The sequence below is a fragment of the Pacificimonas pallii genome (assembly GCF_019204005.1).
Lineage (GTDB): Bacteria > Pseudomonadota > Alphaproteobacteria > Sphingomonadales > Sphingomonadaceae > Pacificimonas > Pacificimonas pallii.
On record NZ_JAGSPA010000005.1, the window covers coordinates 1 to 22,536 of the forward strand.

The window sequence follows — 22,536 nt, forward strand, 5'->3', positions numbered from 1 at the left end:
TCGATTCCTCCAATGCCGTCGCGACGGGCGGTGGTCTGAACCTTGAGACGCTTGATCCAAACACGAATACGGTTGTTCGCAATCCTTTCGTGCCGGACGCGATTTTCGATGATGCGATCGACACCAATGGCGACGGCCTGAAAGACATCAATCTGGTGAAGCGTCTGGTTGATTTCGGTCCTCGCGCCAGCGAGGCAACTCGCCAGACGTTCCGTATCGTTGGTGGCTTTAGAGGCGACATTGCTGAGGGCTGGAATTATGAAACGTTCGTCAATTATGGCGAAACGAACATCGCTCAAACAGGCACGGGTCAGATTAACATTCTGAATTACCGCGCTTCGCAGCAGATCATTTCCGATGGCCAGGGTGGTTTCCAGTGTGCGGATGCAAATGCGCGCGACGAAGGTTGCGTGCCGGTTGACTATTTCGGGCTGAATTCCTTCACGCCTGAAATGATTAACTATCTTGCTGCTCCGCAGGCGTTCAACGCGAAAATTTCGCAGGTTTCCGTCGGTGGTAACGTGGGCGGTGAGCTGTTTTCAATCACGCCGGATGACCCCGTTCTGGTGACGTTCGGTGCGGAATATCGTAAGGAGCAGTCGGCTAGCCAGTGGGATGCGCTGCAGCAGCAGGGGCTTAATGGCGGTAACGCGCTGCCCCCGACCGTCGGTGAGTTCGACGTTGTCGAAGGTTTTGCTGAAGTTCTCGTGCCGCTCGTTCGTGAATCTTTCATCCACGATCTTTCGGTCCGCGGTGCTGTCCGGATTTCGGATTATTCCACGGTCGGTAGCACACTTAGCTGGAATGCCGGCGGTGAGTTTGCACCGATTGAGGATATTCGCTTCCGCGCCATGTACGCAAAGACAGTGCGTGCGCCTAATATCAGTGAGCTTTTTGATGGTCTGAATCAGACATTCCCGACGCTGACTGATCCTTGCGAAGGTGTTACTGCTGCGGGCACAGACGCGCTTTCCGTAAATTGTCGGGCCGCTCCCGGCGTTAACGAAAATATCGCTCAAAATGGCGGTGTCTTCTTTGTCGGCCAGGCCGATCGCCAGGGCATTTCCGGGTTTACGGGCGGTAATCCAAATCTTGATGAGGAAAAAGGTGAGACGATCACTGCCGGTGTTGTTATCAACCCGCGTTCGATTGATGCACTTCGTAACCTGAGCCTCTCGGTCGACTACTTCCAGGTCAAGATTGAAGATGCGATTACGAACACGCCGCGCCAGTTTATTGTGAACCAATGCTATCAGGCTGGTAATCAGGACTTCTGCGACTTCATCACACGTCGTTCCGTCACCGCTGGCTTGAACAATGTCGGTGCGCTGGAGTTCGTGAATACGGGCCCATCTAACTCGGGGGGTGAAGAAATTCAGGGCATCGATGCTGTCCTTACTTACCGTCACAGCTTCCCGATGGGTGATGAGGATTTGGGCGTGAACTTGCGGGTTGCTTATACGCATCTGCTTGATCACTTTGTGATCCCGCTTCCTGGCTCCGACAAGGACAATCTGGATGGTGAAGTCGGTAACGCAAAGGATCGCTTTAACGTCTCCCTCGTTGCCGACCGTGGGCCAGTACAATTCAGCCTGACCGGTACATATATTGGTGAGTCCTTCCTCGATGATCAGTTTACTGGCGTGGAAGAAGGGGAAGATGATGCATTCCGTCTGCATCCTGAGTTCTATCTTGATACTCAGATCCGGTTTGCCATTGCCGAGCAGTACGAATTCTATGTTGGTGTAGACAACCTGCTCAACAACGATCCTATCTACACCGCCAGTGTCCCTGGAGCGTCGACGACTGGTCAAGATGCCAATACAGGTGTGTATGACCCACTGGGTCGCCGCTATTATGCGGGTGTCAAGTTGAGCTTCTAATTCATAGCAGCATAACTTAAGTTAGGGGCGGTACTACGGTACTGCCCCTTTTCTTTTTGGTTTCCGAATATGGGGCCTGCTTGTCGCGATTGAGTCCCAATCCCGCTTGGGGGAAACCGGCGCAAAGCGAATTGACGTTGGCACGCTCTTGAAGGGGTCTCTTGCGTAATTGACTATTGGAGGCTGATTTTCACCGCAGAGAATATTCAGAAATCACACGGACAGTGGAATTGTCCTTAGGCCGTAGACTCATAGAACTCGAAATCATGGGCGCATTGAGGCGAGTTGGGCCACTGCCAGGGAGTTTTCAGCAAACTTGCCGTATCTGGTGGTAACGTGACGGACATGCTTCAGCTTGGAAACGAAGCGTTCGATCAGGCTCCGCTCGCGATATAGCTGTGCTGAAGTAGGGTTTCCATCGCCGGTTGGTCTTGGGCGGAATTTTGGCAAACGCTCCCCCGTTTCGCGGGAAGACACGCGGATGCGATTAGCATCGTATGTCTTATTATCCGCTAGCAAGCTTGTTTCTTCGCCAACATGATCTGGTAGCGCGTCATGGCTTTGCCCAGCGGACAGGCTCGGCCGGATCGGGAGACCCTTTCCGTCAACAACCGCATGAATTTTGGTTGAGAGTCCACCTCGGGAACGACCGAGACGATGATCTCGATCCCTTTTTACCGTTGCGGCTTGTTGGTGGGTGCGGACGGAGGTGCTGTCGATCATTTGGATGTCGCCAGCGCGCGAAGCAGTTATAGCAGGTGGTACGCGGTCCATAGCATTCCGGTAGATCGCGCCACGGCGCACCGGATCTCAGCACCCAGAAGTTGCCGTTCAAAACGCGGCGATATCATCAACGCGAGGTATGCCTCGAGGCTTGTCGGGCAGCAGGGGTTCGATCCCGCGCGATTCGAAGTCTGGGGACAGTATCGGCTCATGAGCAGCGTGAATTTGAGAGCGGCACGATATGAAGGCGATTTGTCGGGCAACGCCGATTAGGGCAATGTTCAAACGGGTTGCGGCCCCAGATTGAAGCAGTCATTGATCTTATTATGACCCCGGCAACAGATACACAGACCACAATCGTCCGTCCTTACGTTACGTCCGACCGGCGAGACTGTTTTTCGTTGTTTGACGGTAATGTTCCCCGGTTCTTTTCTGCCGCGGAGCGAGCAGATTTTGCGGACTTTCTGGATCAGGAGGCAGGGGCCTGGTCATATCAGGTTATTGAACGGAGCAATCGTGTCATAGCATGCGGCGGACATTCGGTGGATGCGCAAGGTCAGACGGCTTACCTTTGCTGGGGAATGGTTGCGAGGGAGCTTCAAGGTACGGGATTGGGCAACATCCTCACCAATGCACGCTTGCGCGCTGCCCAAACTACGCCCGGTGTGACGCAGGTCCGTTTAGACACCAGCCAGCACACCCAAGGGTTCTATCGCCGGTTCGGTTTTACCGTCGAGAAGATCGTACCTGACGGGTATGGACCTGGCTTAGATCGATGGGACATGCTTCTCTGCTTTTGAGCGAGATGCGCACTCCACCAGCCACAAAAGCCTGCCCTTGCCCAACCTTCCGATGTCAGCCATTCCCGTTTGTGGGTTCACGGCCTAGTATCTCATGCGGCCGCCAGTGCCGAAGCACCAGACATGATACCTAATTCTAGACGGCGCCAATTCCTGGCACGCTATAATCCAAAAATAGCGGCGGCCATGGTACCGTTCGGTGCCTTGGCCGCCCTTCTCATGATCCGCGAGTATGATTACCGACTTTTGGCTGTTTGTCCCTGCCGTCCAGCACCGGAAGGTCCGCTACGCCGTGGGCCCTGCTTGGCGCCGCGCGGTTTTCCGTGGTGCTGGCCCTGCGTTTCGCCCTGGGGACGACCGCCGGGCTTGCCCTTGCGATGCGGCTTGCCGCGAGTTTCCGGAACGGCCTCGCCGACCGGTTTGCCGCGTCGGTTGCCGCCGTTGCGGTTGCCATTCCGGTCGCCGCCGCCGCCATTGCGCGGCCCGCGTGAGCGGCCGCCGCGGCCGCCCTCATATTCTCCGCCTGACTTTTTCGGCGGCAGTTTGAGCGCGCCGATGCGGTCGACGTCGGCCATGAAATTGTCAGGCAGCGGGACCATCTCGACCTTCTGGCGTGTCAGTCTTTCGATATCACGAAGATAGGGACGTTCGTCCTTCGCGACGAAACTGATGGCAAGGCCCTCAGCGCCGGCACGCGCGGTGCGGCCGATGCGGTGTACATATTGCTCCGGCACGTTCGGAATCTCGAAATTGATGACGTGGCTGATGCCATCGACATCGATACCGCGCGCCGCGATGTCGGTCGCGACGAGGACACGGCATTTGCCCTCGCGGAACGCCTCCAGAGCGCGTTCACGCTGGGCCTGGCTTTTATTGCCGTGGATCGCCGCGGCCTTGACGTTCGCGGCGAGCAGGTGACGGACCACACGGTCCGCGCCATGTTTTGTGCGGGTAAAGACAAGCGCCCGCTCGATATTCTCGCGCTCGAGCGTGACGGTCAGCAGCGCCTGCTTTTCCTTGCCGTTGACAAGCACTGCGCGCTGCTCGATCCGCTCCGCGGTCGTTGCAACGGGGGTGACAGCGACCTTTTTCGGGTTTGTCAGATACTTGCCTGCGAGCTCTGCAATGTCCTTCGGCATGGTTGCCGAGAAGAAGAGCGTCTGGCGGCTCTTGGGGACAAGAGGCACGATCCGGCGCAGCGCATGGATGAAGCCCATGTCCAGCATCTGGTCCGCCTCGTCGAGGACGAGAACTTCGATACCGTCAAGCGTCAAGGCGCGCTGTTCGAGAAGGTCGATCAGGCGTCCCGGCGTGGCAACGAGGATGTCGACACCGCGGTCGAGCGCGCGTTTCTGTTTGCCGACCGGCGTGCCGCCAAAAGCTGTCTCCACCGACAAGCGAAGAAATCGGCCATAGGTCCGGAAGCTGACCGCAATCTGCGTCGCGAGTTCACGCGTGGGTGCGAGCACCAGTGCCCGCGGACGGCGCGGCGCAATCTTCGTCGTATTGCGGCTGAACCGGTCGAGGATCGGCAGCGCGAAGGCTGCGGTCTTGCCGGTGCCCGTCTGCGCAATGCCGAGGACATCATGGCCGTCAAGGCAGATGGGAATGGTCTGCGCCTGGATGGGCGTCGGGGTATCATATCCTTCGCTCTCCAGCGCGCGTAGCAGCGGCTGGGCGAGGTTCATGTTCTTGAAACTGGTCATAATCTTTGTTCTTTATCTTTCTGTGCGCGCATGCTGCGCGCAGCGCCGCAGCACCATGCCGATGGGCAGGGCGCGTACGTCCGCGAGGGTTGACGCCCCGCGTGAATCAGGTCGCTTTTAAACTGGTGTGCATCCAAACGCGGTGACTCTACAGGGGATGTCTCTCCCCCGGCGATTCACGCCGCCCCGCGATCATGCCGCATAAAAGGGGCAGTGATGCTGGCGCGCATATGAGGGGCAAACCTGGCGAAGTCAATGGCGCTGCCTTTGACGCAGGCGGGCATAGCGGTAAGACGTACTGTTCCTTTGTATAGAAATCGCCATCACATGCAGTCTGATACTTCCTCCTCCGGAATTGCCTGGTGAGCGACCTTCCCGTCCGCGAGGCGATCCTTGAATTCGTGAAAGCTGCGCCCGGCCCGGTCGGGCGGCGGGAGATTGCCAAAGCGTTTGGCGTGCGCGGCGATCAGCGGCGCGGGCTGAGGGCGCTGCTGAATGAAATGGCGGATGAAGGCGTGATCGATTTCGGCCCTAAAAAGTCCGTATATGAAGGCGGCGGGTTGCCGCGCGTTACCGTGCTGCGCGTCACTCATGTCGAGGATGGCCGGGCGTTCGCCGCTCCCGAAGGGTGGGACCGGCCTGACCCGCCGCCGCGCATTGTGATCAAGGAACTGCGCGGCGGGCGCGGCGGTGGCCGTCAGAATGCACGGCAGTCAGCGCTTGGCACTGGCGATCGTGTTCTGGCGCGCATCGAGGAAACCGGGCGCGGACACATTGCGCATGTGATGAAACCCATCGGCCGGGCCGAAGAACAGCTAATGGGCATCCTGCGCCGCGATGCGAGCGGATGGTATCTGCAGTCGGCGGACAAGCGTGTCCGCGCGATGCTGCCTGTCGACGATGCGGGCGGTGCCGATGCCGGTGAACTGGTGCTGGCGCGCAAGGAAGGACGCACGGCGCGGGTCACCGAGCGGCTGGGCGATCCCTTCGCGCCGCGGTCGATCTCGCTGATCGCCATTCATGCAAAAGGCATCCCGGACAGGTTTTCTGAAGATGTGCTCGAAGAGGCCGAAAAGGCCGCCGACCTCCCCCTTGGCGATGAGCGCGAGGACCTGCGGCACCTGCCCATCATCACCATAGATCCGGAAGATGCGCGCGATCATGACGACGCGATCTGGGTCGAGGCGAATGAGGATAAGGATGGCTGGCACGCCGTCGTGGCCATTGCCGACGTATCCTTTTACGTCCGCCCGGGGACGGCCCTGGACCGGGAAGCGCGGAAACGCGGCAACAGCGTCTATTTTCCCGACAGGGTGGTCCCGATGCTCCCCGAAGTGTTGTCGGCGGGCGCATGTTCGATCGTCGAGAATAAGGACCGGGCCGTCATGGCCTGTCATCTGGATATTGCGGCGGACGGCAGCCTGCGCGGCTGGCGTTTTTCGCGTGCGGTTATCCGCTGCACAGCGAATATCGCTTATGAACAGGCGGCGGAATATCCGGGAATCGACGCGATGTGGGAGGCGTGGCGCGCGCTCTATGCCGCGCGGCAGCGCCGCGAGCCGCTGGAACTGGACCTGCCGGAGCGCCGCGTTGAACTGGATGAAGACGGGCGTGTCGCGCGGATCGCCGTCCGTGAACGCCTGGACGCACATAAGATGGTCGAGGATTACATGATCGCGGCGAATGTCGCGGCGGCAAAAGCGCTGGAGGCGAAACGCTCTCCGGTCGTTTACCGCGCGCATGAGACACCCAGCGCGGAGAAAATCGATGCCCTGCGGGAATATCTGAAGACGATCGGCATTCCGTTCGCGAAGGGGCAGGTCGTCAAACCAGCCATGTTCGCACGCGTCCTTGACGGGATCGAGGATGATCTGCTCCGCGAGCAGGTCAGTATCGAAGTGCTGCGCAGCCAGACGCAGGCCTATTACGGGACCGACAATTTCGGACATTTCGGACTTTCGCTGGCCAGCTATGCCCATTTCACCTCGCCGATCCGGCGCTATTCCGACACGCTGGTACACCGCGCTCTGGTGCGGTCGTACAAGCTGGGGGCAGGCGGCCTGACCGACGCGGAAATCGGCGAACTCGATCAGATCGCCGAACATATCTCCAAAACCGAGCGCCGCGCAATGGAAGCGGAACGCGATACCACGGATCGCTATGTCGCCGCCTATCTTGCCGAGCGGGAAGGGGAGATGGTGACGGCGCGCGTGACCGGCGTCACGAAGCACGGGCTGTTCGCCACCGTTGACGGTGTCGGCGGCGATGGATTGCTGCCAATGCGTGCGCTGGGCGTCGACTATTATAATTTCGACGAGACGTCGCGGACCATAAAAGGGGAGCGGACGGGGGAGACGTTCTCGCTGGGCCAGCGGCTCGACCTGAAGCTGGCGGAGGCCAATCCCGTCACCGGTGGTCTGCGGTTCGAGCGCGCGGATGGTGAGTTCGCGCTGCCACCACGCGGCGGCGGGAAGCCAAGGACGAAGCACCGCGGGAAGGCGGGCAAAAAATCAGGCAAGGTGAAGCGCCGCCGCGGCTAGAAAGCGGCCGCGCGCGCCGTTATGACGGTTCCGGCCTATGTGGACGCTCCATCATTTCACGCTCTGCCCATTCTCCCGGAAAGTACGCATTGTACTGGCCGAGAAAGGCGTGGAGTTCACGCTTGAAGAAGAACTGCCATGGCTGAAATCTGACGAACTGATGGATATGAACCGTGCGGGACAGACGCCGGTTCTGTCAGGCGGCAAGGCTGGTCCCATCGCGGATTCCATTGCGATCTGTGAGTATTTTGAGGAAACCATCGAGAAGGCCCCGCTTCTGGGCAGCGGCGCAGCGGCGCGCGCCGAGGTGCGCAGGCTGACGGCATGGTTCGACCAGAAATTCTATGCGGAGGTCGTCAATCCGCTGCTGACGGAACGGATGTTCAAGCGGCTGGTCATGCGGGCCTCTCCCGACAGCGCCGCGCTGAGGGTTGCGGCGCGGGCGATGGCGGTGCATCTCGACTATATCGAATATCTGCTGGGCGACCGCCGCTGGCTGGCGGGATCGACATTCAGCCTCGCGGATATTGCCGCCGCCGCCCAATTATCTGTCGCGGACTATCTTGGCGGCATCGACTGGCGCGGTTATCGCGATGCCAAGACCTGGTATGCCACCGTTAAATCGCGGCGCAGTATTCGCGCCATGTTACCGGAACGGATGGCGGGGATCAGCCCGCCGATCCATTATGACAAGCTGGATTTCTAACGCCTAGCTGAACGTATCGGCGATGGGCCTGCCAACGAGCATTTCATAGGCTTTCGCCGCGAACACCGCCGCCAGGATGCCGGTGCCGGAGGCGACGACGCCCGCGGCAATCGCCTCCAGAAGACCGGCATCCCCGATTTTCGGATCACCCAGTCCCAGGATTCCGTCCAGCGCGGACAGGGCGACGACCGGCATCCCCGCCAAGAGAACCACGATCATAAGCATGGCGAACAGCCCCAGGATCTTGAGCGTGTGTCCGTCGGTCATCGCCCAGCTGCGTTTCATGATGTCGATTGTCCTGCCCCGCTCCTCGATAAGCACCGGTATGACCAGCCACAGCCGCGCGGCGATGATAAGGCCGGGCACGATCAGCGCGAAAATGCCGATGATGGTGGCGATCCCCGACAGGAGTGCCAGTATGAACGCGGCAGGAAAGAGCTTCCCGGCCCGCCTGATCGCCATTCCGGTCGGGACTTCTGGCGATAGCGACTTGATCGTGATCGCCAGCGTTCCCATCACCGCGACGATGTTCGTCAGGCCGCCCCAGCGTATCGCGGGATTGTCGAGCAGTTCAGCATCCGGGGGGACATTGACCAGCAGGCTGACCGCAAGGCTTGGCAGGAAATAGAAGGCGGCGGCCGGAAGCAGATAATCGCCCAGTCGTAGGCGAAGGTCTGTCTGCACGGCGGCCCAGAGGCGATTCAGATTGAAGTCCATGATCGCTGCGCCTAGCGGGTTCGGGCGCCGATTAGCAAGTCGCGCGATTCGAACGATTGACTCATTCGCGGCCCTCCCGCAATGCCGTCCCTGCCGTCGGACTCCGGTCCGGCATCCCGCGCGGGAGAGGTGCTGGCAGGGACCGGTTTTGGAACCCCTGAAAGCGCCGCCGAAGGAGCAAGCCTTCCCCCGGAATCTCTCAGGCGCACAGGACCGCGTCGGGATGCAGTCAAGCGGCACTCTGGAAAAGTCCGGCGACGGGCTACCGACGGGGTAAGGTCGTGCAGACGACTGGAAACTCTCAGGTTCCGCGACAGAGGGGGAAGACGTTCCGAATGCCGCGCCACAGTTGCGCGTGCGTTTCGGCCTGTCGAACCTAAATGCGTGGAACCAGATGACCGATACCGAAACCACAAAAGATGTTGAGACGCTCTCGCTGGATGCGCTGCACAGGGAACTGGGCGCGAAAATGGTGGCGTTTGCGGGCTATTCCATGCCGATCCAATATGGTGACGGCATCATGGCGGAACATCTCTGGACCCGTGAGAAGGCCGGACTGTTCGACGTCAGCCATATGGGCCAGCTGGAGATACGCGGTAAGAATGTCGCCGCCGAACTCGAAGCGCACATGCCGGGCGACTTTATCGGTCTGAAAGAGGGACGTCTGCGCTACAGCATGCTGCTGGATGACAATGGCGGTATCATCGACGATCTGATGGTCACGCGCCGCGCCGACCATTTCTATCTGGTCGTGAACGGCGCGGTGAAGAATTCGGATATCGCACATCTGAACCGGCATCTGCCTGCCCATATCGAAGTCAGGGAACGCGCCGACCTGGCGCTGCTGGCGCTGCAGGGGCCGCGGGCAGCCGACGTGCTGGAACGCCTTGGCGCGGAGGTTGGCCTGATCACGTTCATGCGCGGGTCCGAAATTCGTCTGCGCGGCGTCGAGATGTGGATCAGCCGCTCGGGTTACACCGGTGAGGACGGTTTTGAGATTTCCATACCGGCGAAGAAGGTTGCCGGCCTCGCCAGGCTTTTGCTGAAGGATAAGGATGTGCGTCCGGTCGGGCTCGGCGCGCGCGATTCCCTTCGTATGGAAGCAGGGATGCCGCTTTATGGCCATGATCTCAGCCGCATGTCCACGCCGATCGAGGCGGGTTTGGCCTTTGCCGTGTCCAAGCGGCGAAAGATGGAAGGTGGCTTCGCCGGTTTCGACCGTATCGACAGGCAGATCAAGGACGGTACGAAGGTCCGCAGGGTCGGCCTGAAGCTTGAGGGGAAACGCCCCGCACGCGAGGGTGCGCCTGTTTATGCGGGCGAGAGGAAAACCGGCGTGCTGACATCGGGCGGCTTTGCCCCCTCCGTGGATGCACCGATCGCCATGGCATATGTTGCCAATGAAGACGCCGCTGACGGCACCGAGCTGGATGTCGAGGTGCGCGGCAAGCGCCTGCCCGCCACCGTCGTCGCGATGCCCTTCGTGCCGCACAAATACGTTAGATAAGAACTTCAAAAAAACGAGCATTGGGAGAGAGGGATGAGCGTCTACTTCACCGAAGACCATGAGTGGGTCAGTGTCGAGGGGGATACCGGAACCGTCGGCATTACCGACTATGCGCAGAAGCAGCTTGGCGATGTTGTCTTCGTCGAGCTGCCTGAAGTCGGCAAAATGCTGGCACGAGGCGATGAGGTTGCCGTTGTTGAATCGGTAAAGGCGGCGTCGGAAGTCTATGCTCCGGTGTCCGGCGAAGTGATGGACGTCAACGAAGCGCTTGAGGATGAGCCCGCTACCGTGAATGCGTCAGCCGAAGAGGATGGCTGGTTCGTCAAGGTCGCGCTTTCCGACAAGTCCGAACTCAGCGAACTGATGGACGAACAGGCGTATAAATCCTTTGTAGGAGGTCTGGAAACCTGATGGCAGGCGCGCCCTCAACCGCGGCCACAAACCTTTGGGATGCCGGCGCCTATGCTGAGAATGCAGGTTTCGTGCCCGCACTTGGCAATGCGGCGCTCGAGCTGCTGGCTCCGCGCGCGGGGGAACGGATATTGGACCTTGGCTGCGGCGACGGTGTCCTTACGGAAAAGATCGTTGCGGCGGGTGCGGATGTGCGCGGCGTGGATTTTGACGAGGGCATGGTCGCGGCGGCACGCGCACGCGGGATCACTGCGGATGTCGCCGATGGACAGGCACTTGCCTTTGACGCTGAATATGATGCGGTTTTCTCAAACGCCGCCCTGCACTGGATGCCTGACCATGATGCCGTGTTTTCGGGCGTTGCAAAGGCGCTGAAACCCGGCGGGCGCTTTGTTGCCGAATGCGGCGGGTTCGGCAATATTGCGGCCATGCGCACGGCACTTCGGGCCGTGCTTGCAAGACGCGGTCTCGGCTCCCCGGATCAACAGAATTACCCGACTGTCGCTGCGGCAACGCGGCAACTTGAGGCGGCGGGCTTTTCGGTCGAAACCTGCGTGCTGGTCCCCAGGGCGACACCGCTGGCGGCGGGTATGGCGGCGTGGTTCCATACCTTCCGCCATGGCTTCCTGCCCGAGGAAGGCCGTGACGAGATAATTGCCGAGATCGCCGAGCTGCTGCGCCCGTCGCTCTGTGACGGGGATGGCAACTGGACGGCGGACTATGTCCGGTTGCGGTTCAAGGCTGTAAAAACAGCATAAAAACAAACATTAACTTTTCTCCTTCGGAGTATGTTCGCTTGAGATACCTACCCCTTACAGATACTGATCGGCAGCAGATGCTGTCGGCGATTGGCGCAGCCGACATAGACACGTTATTTGCGGATGTTCCTGAAAGCGTGCGGCTTGACGGTCCGGTTCGGGAGCTGCCGCCACACGCCAGCGAGATGGCCGTCGAGCGCGACCTTGGCCGGATGGCGCGAAAGAACCTGACCGCATCTGACGCGCCCTTTTTCCTGGGCTGCGGCGCCTATAAGCATCACGTGCCCGCAAGTGTCGATCACCTGATCCAGCGCGGGGAGTTTCTGACGAGCTATACACCGTACCAGCCGGAAATCGCGCAGGGTACGCTGCAATATCTGTTTGAGTTCCAGACGCAGGTCGCCCGCCTGACCGGCATGGATGTCGCCAATGCCAGCATGTATGATGGTTCCACCGCATGCGTAGAGGCGATTTTCATGGCGCGCCGTATCACGCGCCGAAAGCGCGCGCTGATTTCCGGCGGCGTGCATCCGCATTATGTTTCTGTCGCAAAGACACTGACACATTTCACGGACGACGTGCTTGACGTTCATACGCCGGTTCTGCGGCCCGGCGCGCCGGGCGATGATCTGGACGCGCTCATCGCCGCCATTGACGAGGATACAAGCTGCGTCGTCGTGCAGAATCCCAATTTGTTCGGACATGTCGCGGACCTTGGTGCGCTCGCCAGTGCCTGTCATGAGAAGGGCGCATTGCTGATCGCCGTGGTTACGGAGATCGTGTCGCTCGGCGCGGTGCGCTCGCCCGGAGAAATGGGCGCGGATATTGTCGTGGGCGAAGGGCAGTCGATCGGCGGCGGCCTCAATTTCGGCGGGCCGTATCTCGGTCTGTTTGCCTGTAACCAGAAACATATACGGCAGATCCCGGGGCGTCTTTGCGGTGAAACGGTCGACGCCAGCGGAAAGCGCGGCTTCGTGCTGACGCTGTCCACGCGCGAGCAGCACATCCGCCGCGAGAAGGCGACTTCGAACATCTGCACCAATTCCGGCCTTATGGCGCTGGCATTCACCATCCATATGAGCCTGCTGGGGGAGGCGGGCATCCGGAAACTGGCCGCGCTCAACCATGCACGCGCCTGTCAGGTCGCGGACCGCCTTGGCGCATTGCCAGGTGTGACAGTCCTCAACGACACTTTCTTCAATGAGTTCACGATCCGGCTGGACCGCGAGGCCCGGCCGGTTATCCGGCACCTGGCCGATAAGGGGGTGCTGGGCGGCGTCGCGCTCGGGCGTCTCTACGCCGACGATGGCGATATTGAAAACTGCGTCACGCTCGCGGTCACCGAAACGGTTACCGATAGCGATATCGATGCCCTGGTTGCCGCCTATGAAGGAGCGCTGTCATGCTGAAGACGGGAAGAGCCACCGCCGCCGGTGTCACCATGAGCGAAGCGCCGGAAACCTTTTCTGGAAACCGTGCGCTGATGCTGGACGAGGCCCTGATCTTTGAGGTCGGCACGCGCGAAACAACCGGGGTCGACCTGCCTGATGTGCCGGATGTCAGGATGCGGCTTGGCGGCACGGAGCGCAACAAGCCGATCGATCTTCCCGGCCTCGCAGAGCCTGAGGTTGTGCGTCATTTCACGCGCCTCTCGCGCATGAACTACGCCATCGACATGGGTGTTTTCCCGCTCGGTAGCTGCACCATGAAACACAATCCGCGCCTGAATGAGAAGGTGGCGCGCCTGCCGGGCTTTGCGGACATTCATCCGTTGCAGCCGGTCGGCACGGTGCAGGGCGCGATCGAACTGATCGATACGCTGGCTTTCTGGCTGAAGACGCTGTGCGGTATGCCGGAGGTCGCGATGAGCCCGAAGGCGGGCGCGCATGGCGAATTGTGCGGCATGCTGGCGATCCGCGCCGCGCATGAGGCAAAGGGGGATGCAAGAAAACGCGTGCTCGTCCCGGAATCAGCGCATGGCACCAACCCGGCGACGGCGGCATTTTGCGGCTATGATGTCGATTCCATTCCGGCCACACCGCAGGGCCGCGTCGATCTGGCCGCGCTGAAGGCAAAGCTTGGCCCGGACGTGGCGGGTGTGATGATCACCAATCCCAATACGTGCGGCCTTTTCGAAAGCGAGCTCAAGGACATTTCCGACGCTGTCCACGCCGCAGGCGGCTATGTTTATTGTGACGGCGCGAATTTCAATGCGATTGTCGGCAAGGTCCGCCCCGGCGACCTTGGCGTCGACGCCATGCATATAAACTTGCACAAGACGTTTTCCACGCCGCATGGCGGCGGCGGTCCTGGCTCTGGCCCCGTCGTATTTTCCGCCGCGCTTGCGCCCTACGCACCGCTGCCATTCGTGCGAAAGGGCGATGAAGGTTATGAACTGGTGGAAGAGGAGCAGGTTGCCGCCGGCTCCCATAAGGGCAGCTTTGGCCGCATGGTCGCGTTTCACGGCCAGATGGGCATGTTCGTGCGGGCCCTCAGTTATATGATGTCACATGGTGCAGACGGCCTCCGCCAGGTCGCGGAAGATGCGGTCCTCAATGCCAATTACGTCCTCCGCCAGCTTGAGGACGATATGACGGCACCCTTCGCGGAATCCGGCCCGTGCATGCACGAGGCGCTGTTTAGCGATGAATGGCTGGATGGTACCGGAATTACGACGCTCGACATTGCAAAGGCGATGATCGACGAGGGGTATCACCCCATGACCATGTATTTCCCGCTGGTGGTGCACGGCGCGATGCTCGTCGAACCGACGGAAACGGAATCGAAGGCGAACCTCGACGCTTTCATCGACACGATGCGTGCCCTGGCCCGTGCCGCCAAAGCCGGCGAAGTCGAGCGTTTCCACGAGGCACCGTTCTACGCGCCGCTACGCCGCCTCGATGAAACCGCGGCCGCGCGAAAGCCGAAACTAACATGGTCCGAACCGGAAGTCGCCAAGGCGGCTGAGTGAAGCCGCCACAAATGGTGCCGCAATTCGCGTTATTCGTCGAGGTTGTGCTCACCAAGCTTACGGTAAAGCGTTGAGCGGCCGATACCGAGGCGGCGGGCGACTTCGCTCATTTTGCCGCGATAGTGGCGCAGTGCGTACTGGATATGTGCCGCTTCGACGTCGGCCAGACTGAGAATGTGGCCGTCATGATCGACGGCGGCGTGACTGTGCACGCCGCCTGCCTGATGCTGGTCGGGGCCATTGCCGGACGCGGCGGCGGGCGGGTGCACGCCATTTTTTGGATGAGCCGAATGACGATCTGCCTCGCCGCCTCCCGCCATCGCGGCTGACGCACCCGCAGCGGCTGCGGCACTGCCGCGGGGAATGACGAAGGTTCCGCTTTGTCTGGCAAGCTCCGGAAAGTCCTTTAATCCAAGGCAATCGCCGTCGCACAGGACGCCCGCGCGGAAGATGGCGTTCTGTAGCTGCCGGACATTACCGGGCCAGTCGTAATTGCTGAGGAGGGCCATCGCCTCCTGGTCAATGTCCGCACAGGCAATATCGCCTTCTTCATGCAATTGGGCCGCGAAATAGCGGGCAAGAGCAGGAATGTCCTCACGCCGCTCCCGCAGCGGCGGGATTGTGATGGGAACCACACCCAGCCGATAATATAAATCCTCGCGGAAACGTCCTGCGATGACTTCTTCGGCAAGGTCACGATTGGTGGCAGCCACGATCCGCACGTCTACGGTCAAGTGGCCCTTCCCGCCGACCGGTTCAATCTGACCGGTCTGCAATGCGCGCAGCAACTTGACCTGAGCGTCCAGCGGCAACTCGCCCACTTCATCGAGAAACAGCGTGCCGCCGTCCGCTTCAACGAAACGGCCTTCATGCTTCGCGGTCGCTCCTGTGAAGGCGCCCTTTTCATGGCCGAACAGGACGGATTCGACGAGGTTCGCCGGGATTGCGCCGCAATTGACGATGACCAGCGGTTTGTCCGCCCTCGGGCTTGCGGCATGGATGGCATTGGCAACGACTTCCTTGCCCGTTCCGCTTTCTCCGCCAACGAGAACGGGCACGTTCCGTTTTGCGGCCTTTGCCGCGATTTTCAGAGCGGCGCGGAACGAGGTTGCCGTGCCGACAACGTCCTTGAAGGCGGCCTGCACCGGCAGCTTTTCAGTGATCGGGCGTAGCTCGCCCGCCTCTTTCTCGCTGGACATCGCGCTGGAAAGAGCGGCGGCGATCTTGTCGGGCTTGGCGGGTTTTATGAGAAAATCGGTGGCGCCCGCGCGCATCGCGTCAATGGCGACTTTGACAGTGGAGTGACCTGTCAACATGATGACCGGAAGTTCGGGGCATTTTGGCCGCAGCGCCTGCAGCATCTCCAGACCGCTCATATCCGGCATGGAGTGGTCAAGGATGACGGCACCTATATTCGTGTCGGGAGACGCAAGTGCTTCAAGCCCGCTGCGGCCGCAGCCTGCCTCCACCGTGTCGTAACCGGCACGCTCGACGATCATCCTGAGCAGCGTGCGCTGCGCAGGTTCGTCGTCGACAATCAGGACGGAGGATGCGGTTCGATGCACGTTGTTTGAGGCCCTTCCCTGCTCAACTTCGCGGCCCATCCGTTAAGACCGGACTAAAATGTCGCATCTTCCGCTTCACACGCCGCGCCGACCGGGTCATAAGGCGGTAAGATGAACAAAAAGGATCATTCGGATCATGAGTGCGCAGAAGCCTTATACCCATAAAGCGATGAAGGATCACGCGAATACATATGCCGGGTTCAAAAGCCTGATGAAATGGTCGATCGCGGTAATTGTGCTGGTTTTACTGGCCCTCGCGGTTTTTGCGCTTTGAGCACGGTATGAAGATTGCCGTTCTGAACGAAGGTGACGCGGACGAACCCCGCGTTGCCGCCACACCGGAAACGGTCAAGAAGTTTTGCGATCTCGGTGCGGACGTTCACGTTGAGGCGGGCGCAGGTCTGCGCGCCGGAGTCGCTGATTCTGCCTATGCGGATGCCGGGGCCGAGATCACGGCACTGCGCGCTGACGCGGTTAAGGGCGCTGATGTTATCCTTGCCGTTCGCGGACCTGAGCCGGCAACGCTTTCGGGTGCCGCGCCCGGCGCGGTTCTTTGCGGCATTTTAAATCCTGTCCAGAACCGTGACCTGCTGGACAGCTACGCGCAGGCGGGCCTGACGGCGATGGCGATGGAATTCATGCCGCGCATCACCCGGGCGCAGTCGATGGATGTGCTGTCATCGCAATCGAACCTTGCTGGTTATAAGGCTGTTCTGGATGCGGCCGCCGAATATGGCCGCGCCTTTCCCATGATGATGACGGCGGCAGGGACGATCAGCGCCGCGAAAGTTTTCGTCATGGGCGTCGGCGTCGCGGGATTGCAGGCCATTGCGACGGCTCGCCGCCTTGGCGGCCAGGTGAGTGCAACCGACGTACGCGCCGCAACGAAAGAGCAGATCGAGTCTCTCGGTGCGAAAGCCATCTTCGTCCAGGATGTCGCCGGTATCGAAGGCGAAGGCACGGGCGGCTATGCGACCGAAATGTCGGATGAATATAAGGCTGCGCAGGCCAAGCTCGTCAGCGATCATATCGCCAGGCAGGATATCGTCATTACGACAGCGCTGATCCCGGGCCGCGCCGCGCCGCGGCTGGTTTCGGACGAGCAACTGAAGACGATGAAACCGGGCTCGGTGCTGGTTGACCTCGCCGCAGAGCAGGGCGGCAATGTCGAGGGGGCAATTCTCGGTGAGATTGTGGAGAAGCATGGCGTGAAGATCGTGGGACACAAGAATGTCCCCGGCCGCCTCGCCGAGGTGGCGAGCCAGCTTTACGCGCGGAATTTGTGGAATTTCCTCAGTGCTTTCTGGGACGCTGATGCCAAGGCGCTCATCTGGCCAAAGGATGATGAGATCGTTCAGGGGGTGCGCGTCACACATGGCGGTATTGTGGGCAATGAGCGGCTCGACGGCTAATGGGCCTGTTTAGCTCCCACGAGATCACGCCTGGCGAAATTCAGGAAAAGTTCGGGCAGCATTTGTTGCCGGACGAAAATGTGCTCGCTGCTTTCAAGACGATCCGGGATATCGCCTTTCTGACCGATCTTCGTTTTGTGATGATCGACGTGCAGGGCCTTACAGGCAGCAAGGTGGACGTCGCCAGTGTGCCTTATAAGTCCATTACGCGTTTCAGCGTTGAAAGTGCCGGAACGCTCGACCTGGACACCGACATGAAGATTTGGGTGTCTTCGCGTTCACAGCCCTTCGAAGTCAAAATTTCTCGCAAAAGCGACCCGGCGTTGATCCAGCGCCTGCTCGCCGAGCGCGTGCTCGCGCATAATTAGGAGGACACTCGAAATGGACTTCATTTCAATCCTGTCGATCTTCGTGATGGCCTGTTTCGTGGGCTATTACGTGGTCTGGTCGGTGACCCCCGCGCTGCACACGCCGCTTATGGCGGTCACGAACGCGATCTCTTCGGTGATTATTGTCGGCGCGTTGATCGCATCCGCCGCGGCGGGTGTCGCGTCTGCGAAGTGGCTGGGATTGATCGCCGTCGCGCTGGCCAGCGTCAACATTTTCGGTGGCTTCGCCGTCACAGCGCGTATGCTCGCCATGTACAAGAAAAAAGAGAAAAAGGCCCTGGCCGTAAAGGCGGGGAGCTAGCGCGATGGAGCATGTCGTAAACACACCTGCATGGGCGCTACTCGCCTATCTCGTTTCGGGCGTTCTTTTCATTCTTGCACTGCGCGGGCTTTCCTCGCCGGAAACGAGCCGTGCGGGCAACCGCTATGGCATGGCAGGCATGCTGATCGCCGTGGTGACGACGCTCGTCATGCAGCAGCTGGCCGGAATCCTCGAAATTGCTGTCGCCATTGCGGTTGGCGGTGCCATCGGGCTCGTCACCGCGCGCAGGATCGCGATGACCGATATGCCGCAGCTGGTCGCGGCGTTTCACTCGCTGGTCGGCATGGCGGCCGTGCTCGTCGGACTTGCGGCCTGGCTGAATCCCGCCGCCTTTGGCATCGCCGACAGTGCGGGTCAGATCTTCGCCATCAGCCGTGTGGAGCTGGCGCTTGGCACCGCGATTGGCGCGATTACATTTTCCGGGTCGATCATCGCCTTCGCGAAGTTGAACGGCAACATGTCCGGCGCGCCGATCATTCTGCCGGGGCGGCATCTTATCAACTTCGGCATTCTTGGCGGAATTATCGTTCTGGTTGTTCTCTACGTCCTGTCCGGGGCGGGCGGGGCCGGAGAGGGGTCGCTGATCCCGACCGTGGTCGCCCTCAGCTTTCTGATCGGCTTCCTGTTGATTATTCCCATTGGCGGCGCGGACATGCCCGTCGTCGTATCCATGCTCAACAGCTACTCCGGCTGGGCCGCGGCGGCGATGGGGTTCACCCTGTCGAACAGCGCGATGATCATCACCGGCGCGCTGGTGGGCTCATCGGGTGCGATCCTCAGTTACATCATGTGCAAGGCGATGAATCGCAGCTTCATCAGCGTGATTTCGGGCGGCTTTGGCCAGGACGCGACCGCCGCGGGTGGCGGTCCCGTCATCGATCGCCCCTATAAGACCGGCAGCGCCGACGATGCCGCGTTCCTCCTTAAAAATGCGGAGAAGGTCATCATCGTCCCGGGCTATGGTATGGCTGTGGCGCAGGCGCAGCATGTCCTGCGCGAGATGGGTGATCTGCTGGAGGAGCAGGGCGTGGACGTGCGTTATGCCATCCACCCGGTGGCGGGCCGCATGCCGGGCCATATGAACGTCCTCCTCGCCGAGGCAAATGTGGATTATGAGAAGGTTTTCGAACTGGAAGACATTAATTCCGATTTCGGGCAGGCGGACGTCGCCTTCGTGATCGGCGCGAACGATGTCACCAATCCAGCCGCGAAGACAGACAAGACATCGCCGATTTACGGCATGCCGATTCTGGACGTCGAAAAGGCGGCCACAACGCTGTTCATCAAGCGTTCGATGGGGGGCGCGGGGTATGCCGGCGTCGAGAACGAACTGTTCTTTCGTGACAACACCATGATGCTCCTCTCCGATGCTAAGAAGATGGTGGAAGAGATTGTGAAGGCGCTCTGAGCGCGGGCCACTGAACAATCCGCGTATATCGGCGTTGGGTATCCTGAAACGGGAGAATAACGCATGAAACGCATCGGCCCTGTCCTGGGTGCCTCCACCGCAGTCTGTCTCGCAATGGCCATCGCCGCCTGTGCAGCGGGCGCGGATGACGAGACGGTCCAGGCTGCCAGCAGCGCGCCGCCACCGCCGTCCAGCGTTGCCTATGCGCAATTGACGGGCGCGGCGGGCACGTTTCATGGCCGCGCGGTATTCACCGATGTCGGCAATGATATTTCGGTCGACGTGAAGTTTCAAAATCTGCCTGGCGGAACCCACGGCGTCCATATTCATGCCGTCGGCCGCTGTGCCGCCCCGGATTTCACAAGTGCGGGCGGGCATTGGAATCCGACCGATGAGGCGCATCCCCGGCATAAGGGGGATCTGGGCAATGTGACCGCGAATGCTGACGGCACGGCACAATTGCGTGCGATCGTTTCGGGCGCGTCTTTGCTGGACGGTGAGATATCATTGATCGATTTCGACGGTGCCGCGCTGATTGTGCACGCCATGGCGGACGATATGATCAGCCAGCCATCAGGAGCGGCTGGCGCGCGGATTGCCTGCAGCGCGATCACGGTAGGATGAGTGAAATGCCCAAGGCACGTCCTTTCAATGTCGATCAGCAGGCCTTTGAGGATATTGCGCGGCAGATAGACCGCGATGGTATCGATCCAAAATCACCGGCGGCGATCCGCGCCCGCGTCGAAGTGCTGGAGACCGTGCTGGAGAAGGCCATCCGCCTGCCTGTGCGGCTGCCGATCATCGGTGACCGTGTCGGCCTGGACGCCATTCTTGGATTTCTGCCGGTTGTCGGCGACGTTATCGGCGGCATCATGTCGAGCTACCTGATCTGGGAGGCGCGCAATCTCGGCATGTCAAAATGGAGCCTGGTGCGCATGGGGTGGAATACGCTGTTCGACACAGCGATCGGTTTCGTCCCGTTCCTCGGCGACGCCGCCGACGTCCTGTTCCGGTCGAACACCAAGAATTTGCGTATCGTGAAGAAGCATCTCGACAAACATCATCCCGAAAGCGCGATTATAGACGGCGACTCCCGCTAGCTCGTTCGCCGCTGAACTCGCCGAAAGTTCATCGGTTTTTAAAGATTTAGCATTTTCCCGTGCTACCGCGCTCGACCAGCCTGTAGGGCAGGGTCATCTGCGTAACCTCCACATCCGCACCGCTAATGACGCCGGTAAGGATGCGCACCGCCTCCGACACCATGTCGACGATCGGTTGATATACCGTCGTTAGCTGGGGGCTGATCACGCTTGCGACGGACGTATCGCCGAAGCCCGCAACGCTAAGATCGCCCGGCACGCGCATGTCGCGGCGATAGGCGGCGGCGATGACAGCGGCGGCCATATCGTCATTGGCGGCGAAAATCGCGCTTGGCGGATCGTCCAGATCGAGCAGCCTGTCCGCCGCCACGAGGCCGCTGTCCCAATCAAACCTGCCAGAGACAACCAGCGTGTCCTCGGCGGCGATATGGGCGTCTGCGAGGGCCGAGAGATATCCCCTGCGGCGCAACGATGACGCCGGGTCGTCCGGATCGCCCTGGATAAAGCCGATTTGCCGATGACCAAGGCCGATCAGCAAAGCCGTCATTTCCCGTGCCGCCGCCTCATCATCCATTCCGACATGTGGGGTGCCAGGCCCCGGCGCGACAGGCGAGATCAGCACGTAACGGAAATGATGGCGCTCAAGCAGGGCGATAATCTCAGCATTGTCGCAAAGCGGCGGTGTCACGACAACGCCCATCGGCGCCGTTTCGAGAAGGCTACGCTCCAAAGCCTCGATATTCACCTCTATGTCCGCCGCCGCGCTTTCGACGACCACGTGCACACCGGCCTGCTGGCATTGCTGTAGCGCGCCCAGATGCACGCTTTGGGTGTACGCGCGGCTTTGATTGCCAGTCAGAAGACTGACGATCTGCGCGGACCCCGAGCGCAGGCTGCGGGCCGCATGATTGAACTGATAATCGAGGCTGCGGGCGGCCTCCAACACCTTGCCGCGCGTTGATTCCCGGACATAGGCTTCACCATTGAGCACGCGGGACACGGTCTTGAACGATACGCCTGCGGCATTTGCCACGTCGATCATCGTCGTTCGCGCAGCGACGCCTGCCTGCCCGCCTTTGCTGTCAGCCATATGCGGCCATGCCATCTCTCCCAGGAACAGAAGCGCCTAACCGATCGGCCTTTTCGTGACAATGTTGTCAGTGAAGGTACGGCGGTCGCGTCGTATACCGGGTCGCCCGCGCCCGGCGCATCGGGTCGGCACTTCGCGCCGATGTTGTCGTCGCAGCATTTTCGTTGACGGCCTGATGCCCCCTTGGCAATAGCGGCCCCAGACGGTGCCTTGCGGGCCATTGCGGCGCGCAAAGCTAAGAGGGAAGCCGGTTCAATGCCGGCGCTGTACCCGCAACTGTATGCCGGGAATTCCGGGCCATTCATGTCACTGGACGCGCACGCGACCGGGAAGACGGCCTTGGGAGTGAAGATCGGCAAGCCAGGAAACCTGCCGTCGCGTCGTTCGTCCGGGACCGGGTAAGTCCGCCGGGACGGGGAACATGTGTTTCCAGAGTAACGACAAGAGATGGCCGCCTTATGGCGTGACCGGGTGAACCGTCGTGTCTTCATGCGCAGACGGAATGCCGGGTCACGGGCCGGATTGTCA

At 60.5% G+C, this 22,536-nt stretch carries 21 protein-coding genes and 3 riboswitches; of the genes, 16 read left to right on the forward strand and 5 right to left on the reverse strand.

Translation table 11 applies throughout. The features are described 5' to 3' along the window. Positions 1-1,883 (forward strand): TonB-dependent receptor domain-containing protein (locus tag KCG44_RS13310; protein ID WP_218446609.1); only part of this gene is annotated, 1,883 nt, incomplete at its 5' end. 264 nt (positions 1,884-2,147) lie between these two features. Here KCG44_RS13310 and KCG44_RS13315 read toward each other — a convergent pair. Next, positions 2,148-2,606: an IS5 family transposase gene (locus tag KCG44_RS13315; RefSeq protein WP_439651451.1), complete on the reverse strand. Its 459-nt coding sequence runs from the start codon at positions 2,604-2,606 to the stop codon at positions 2,148-2,150. A gap of 326 nt (positions 2,607-2,932) precedes the next feature. Here KCG44_RS13315 and KCG44_RS14610 point away from each other — a divergent pair, with 326 nt between their 5' ends. Beyond that, positions 2,933-3,406, forward strand: coding sequence for a GNAT family N-acetyltransferase (locus KCG44_RS14610; protein WP_218446610.1), 474 nt, complete (start codon positions 2,933-2,935; stop codon positions 3,404-3,406). A gap of 236 nt (positions 3,407-3,642) precedes the next feature. On the opposite strand, the gene KCG44_RS13325 is transcribed toward KCG44_RS14610, so the two are convergent. Then, the gene (locus tag KCG44_RS13325; protein ID WP_218446611.1) at positions 3,643-5,112 is read right to left on the reverse strand and encodes a DEAD/DEAH box helicase; all 1,470 of its coding nucleotides are present in this window, start codon (positions 5,110-5,112) and stop codon (positions 3,643-3,645) included. A 362-nt stretch (positions 5,113-5,474) separates the two neighbouring features. Here KCG44_RS13325 and KCG44_RS13330 point away from each other — a divergent pair, with 362 nt between their 5' ends. Then, the gene (locus KCG44_RS13330; RefSeq protein ID WP_218446612.1) at positions 5,475-7,652 is read left to right on the forward strand and encodes a ribonuclease R family protein; all 2,178 of its coding nucleotides are present in this window, start codon (positions 5,475-5,477) and stop codon (positions 7,650-7,652) included. A 37-nt stretch (positions 7,653-7,689) separates the two neighbouring features. Then, a complete protein-coding gene (locus tag KCG44_RS13335; RefSeq protein ID WP_218446613.1) occupies positions 7,690-8,358 on the forward strand; it encodes a glutathione S-transferase family protein in 669 nt (222 codons plus the stop codon). Positions 8,359-8,361: 3 nt separating this feature from the next. Here KCG44_RS13335 and KCG44_RS13340 read toward each other — a convergent pair whose 3' ends face one another. Next, positions 8,362-9,075, reverse strand: coding sequence for a glycerophosphoryl diester phosphodiesterase membrane domain-containing protein (locus tag KCG44_RS13340; protein WP_218446614.1), 714 nt, complete (start codon positions 9,073-9,075; stop codon positions 8,362-8,364). Positions 9,076-9,186: 111 nt separating this feature from the next. Beyond that, positions 9,187-9,301, forward strand: a riboswitch (glycine riboswitch). Positions 9,302-9,306: 5 nt separating this feature from the next. Further along, positions 9,307-9,402, forward strand: a riboswitch (glycine riboswitch). 67 nt (positions 9,403-9,469) lie between these two features. Here KCG44_RS13340 and gcvT point away from each other — a divergent pair. Genes gcvT through gcvPB form a run of 5 tightly spaced genes read left to right on the forward strand, consistent with a single transcriptional unit; the run spans position 9,470 to position 14,722 of the window. After that, complete coding sequence (gcvT, locus tag KCG44_RS13345) at positions 9,470-10,582, forward strand: glycine cleavage system aminomethyltransferase GcvT (RefSeq protein ID WP_218446615.1); 1,113 nt, start codon at positions 9,470-9,472, stop codon at positions 10,580-10,582. A gap of 33 nt (positions 10,583-10,615) precedes the next feature. Further along, positions 10,616-10,993 (forward strand): glycine cleavage system protein GcvH, encoded by a 378-nt coding sequence (gcvH, locus tag KCG44_RS13350; RefSeq protein WP_218446616.1) that lies wholly within the window; start codon positions 10,616-10,618, stop codon positions 10,991-10,993. Continuing rightward, a complete protein-coding gene (locus KCG44_RS13355) occupies positions 10,993-11,751 on the forward strand; it encodes a class I SAM-dependent methyltransferase (protein ID WP_218446617.1) in 759 nt (252 codons plus the stop codon). Before gcvH ends, KCG44_RS13355 begins: the two co-directional genes overlap by 1 nt. 38 nt (positions 11,752-11,789) lie before the next feature. Then, entirely contained in the window at positions 11,790-13,160 is a 1,371-nt protein-coding gene (gcvPA, locus tag KCG44_RS13360; RefSeq protein WP_218446618.1) for an aminomethyl-transferring glycine dehydrogenase subunit GcvPA, read from the forward strand. Further along, positions 13,154-14,722 (forward strand): aminomethyl-transferring glycine dehydrogenase subunit GcvPB, encoded by a 1,569-nt coding sequence (gene gcvPB / locus KCG44_RS13365; RefSeq protein WP_218446619.1) that lies wholly within the window; start codon positions 13,154-13,156, stop codon positions 14,720-14,722. The genes gcvPA and gcvPB overlap by 7 nt, the downstream gene beginning before the upstream one ends. Before the next feature lie 29 nt (positions 14,723-14,751). Here the strand turns inward: gcvPB and KCG44_RS13370 are convergent, their stop codons facing one another. Beyond that, a complete protein-coding gene (locus tag KCG44_RS13370; protein ID WP_218446620.1) occupies positions 14,752-16,326 on the reverse strand; it encodes a sigma-54-dependent transcriptional regulator in 1,575 nt (524 codons plus the stop codon). Positions 16,327-16,423: 97 nt separating this feature from the next. Here KCG44_RS13370 and KCG44_RS13375 point away from each other — a divergent pair, with 97 nt between their 5' ends. The 7 genes from KCG44_RS13375 to KCG44_RS13405 all read left to right on the forward strand — a co-directional run bounded on the left by KCG44_RS13375 (position 16,424) and on the right by KCG44_RS13405 (position 20,918). After that, on the forward strand, positions 16,424-16,561 hold the full coding sequence (locus tag KCG44_RS13375) for an aa3-type cytochrome c oxidase subunit IV (protein ID WP_218446621.1): 138 nt from the start codon (positions 16,424-16,426) through the stop codon (positions 16,559-16,561). Between the two features lie 7 nt (positions 16,562-16,568). Next, positions 16,569-17,699, forward strand: coding sequence for a Re/Si-specific NAD(P)(+) transhydrogenase subunit alpha (locus KCG44_RS13380; protein ID WP_218446622.1), 1,131 nt, complete (start codon positions 16,569-16,571; stop codon positions 17,697-17,699). Beyond that, positions 17,699-18,067, forward strand: a complete 369-nt coding sequence (locus tag KCG44_RS13385; protein WP_218446623.1) for a PH domain-containing protein — start codon at positions 17,699-17,701, stop codon at positions 18,065-18,067. Before KCG44_RS13380 ends, KCG44_RS13385 begins: the two co-directional genes overlap by 1 nt. A 13-nt stretch (positions 18,068-18,080) precedes the next feature. Continuing rightward, the gene (locus KCG44_RS13390) at positions 18,081-18,389 is read left to right on the forward strand and encodes an NAD(P) transhydrogenase subunit alpha part 2 (protein ID WP_218446624.1); all 309 of its coding nucleotides are present in this window, start codon (positions 18,081-18,083) and stop codon (positions 18,387-18,389) included. 4 nt (positions 18,390-18,393) lie between these two features. Next, positions 18,394-19,818, forward strand: a complete 1,425-nt coding sequence (locus tag KCG44_RS13395; protein ID WP_218446625.1) for an NAD(P)(+) transhydrogenase (Re/Si-specific) subunit beta — start codon at positions 18,394-18,396, stop codon at positions 19,816-19,818. Between the two features lie 63 nt (positions 19,819-19,881). Beyond that, positions 19,882-20,442, forward strand: coding sequence for a superoxide dismutase family protein (locus KCG44_RS13400; protein WP_218446626.1), 561 nt, complete (start codon positions 19,882-19,884; stop codon positions 20,440-20,442). Positions 20,443-20,447: 5 nt separating this feature from the next. Beyond that, positions 20,448-20,918 (forward strand): DUF4112 domain-containing protein, encoded by a 471-nt coding sequence (locus KCG44_RS13405; RefSeq protein ID WP_218446627.1) that lies wholly within the window; start codon positions 20,448-20,450, stop codon positions 20,916-20,918. A gap of 46 nt (positions 20,919-20,964) precedes the next feature. Here the strand turns inward: KCG44_RS13405 and KCG44_RS13410 are convergent, their stop codons facing one another. Continuing rightward, positions 20,965-22,008, reverse strand: coding sequence for a LacI family DNA-binding transcriptional regulator (locus KCG44_RS13410; RefSeq protein WP_218446628.1), 1,044 nt, complete (start codon positions 22,006-22,008; stop codon positions 20,965-20,967). A 186-nt stretch (positions 22,009-22,194) separates the two neighbouring features. Then, positions 22,195-22,398: riboswitch (cobalamin riboswitch) on the forward strand. The last annotated feature ends 138 nt before the right edge of the window (positions 22,399-22,536 follow it).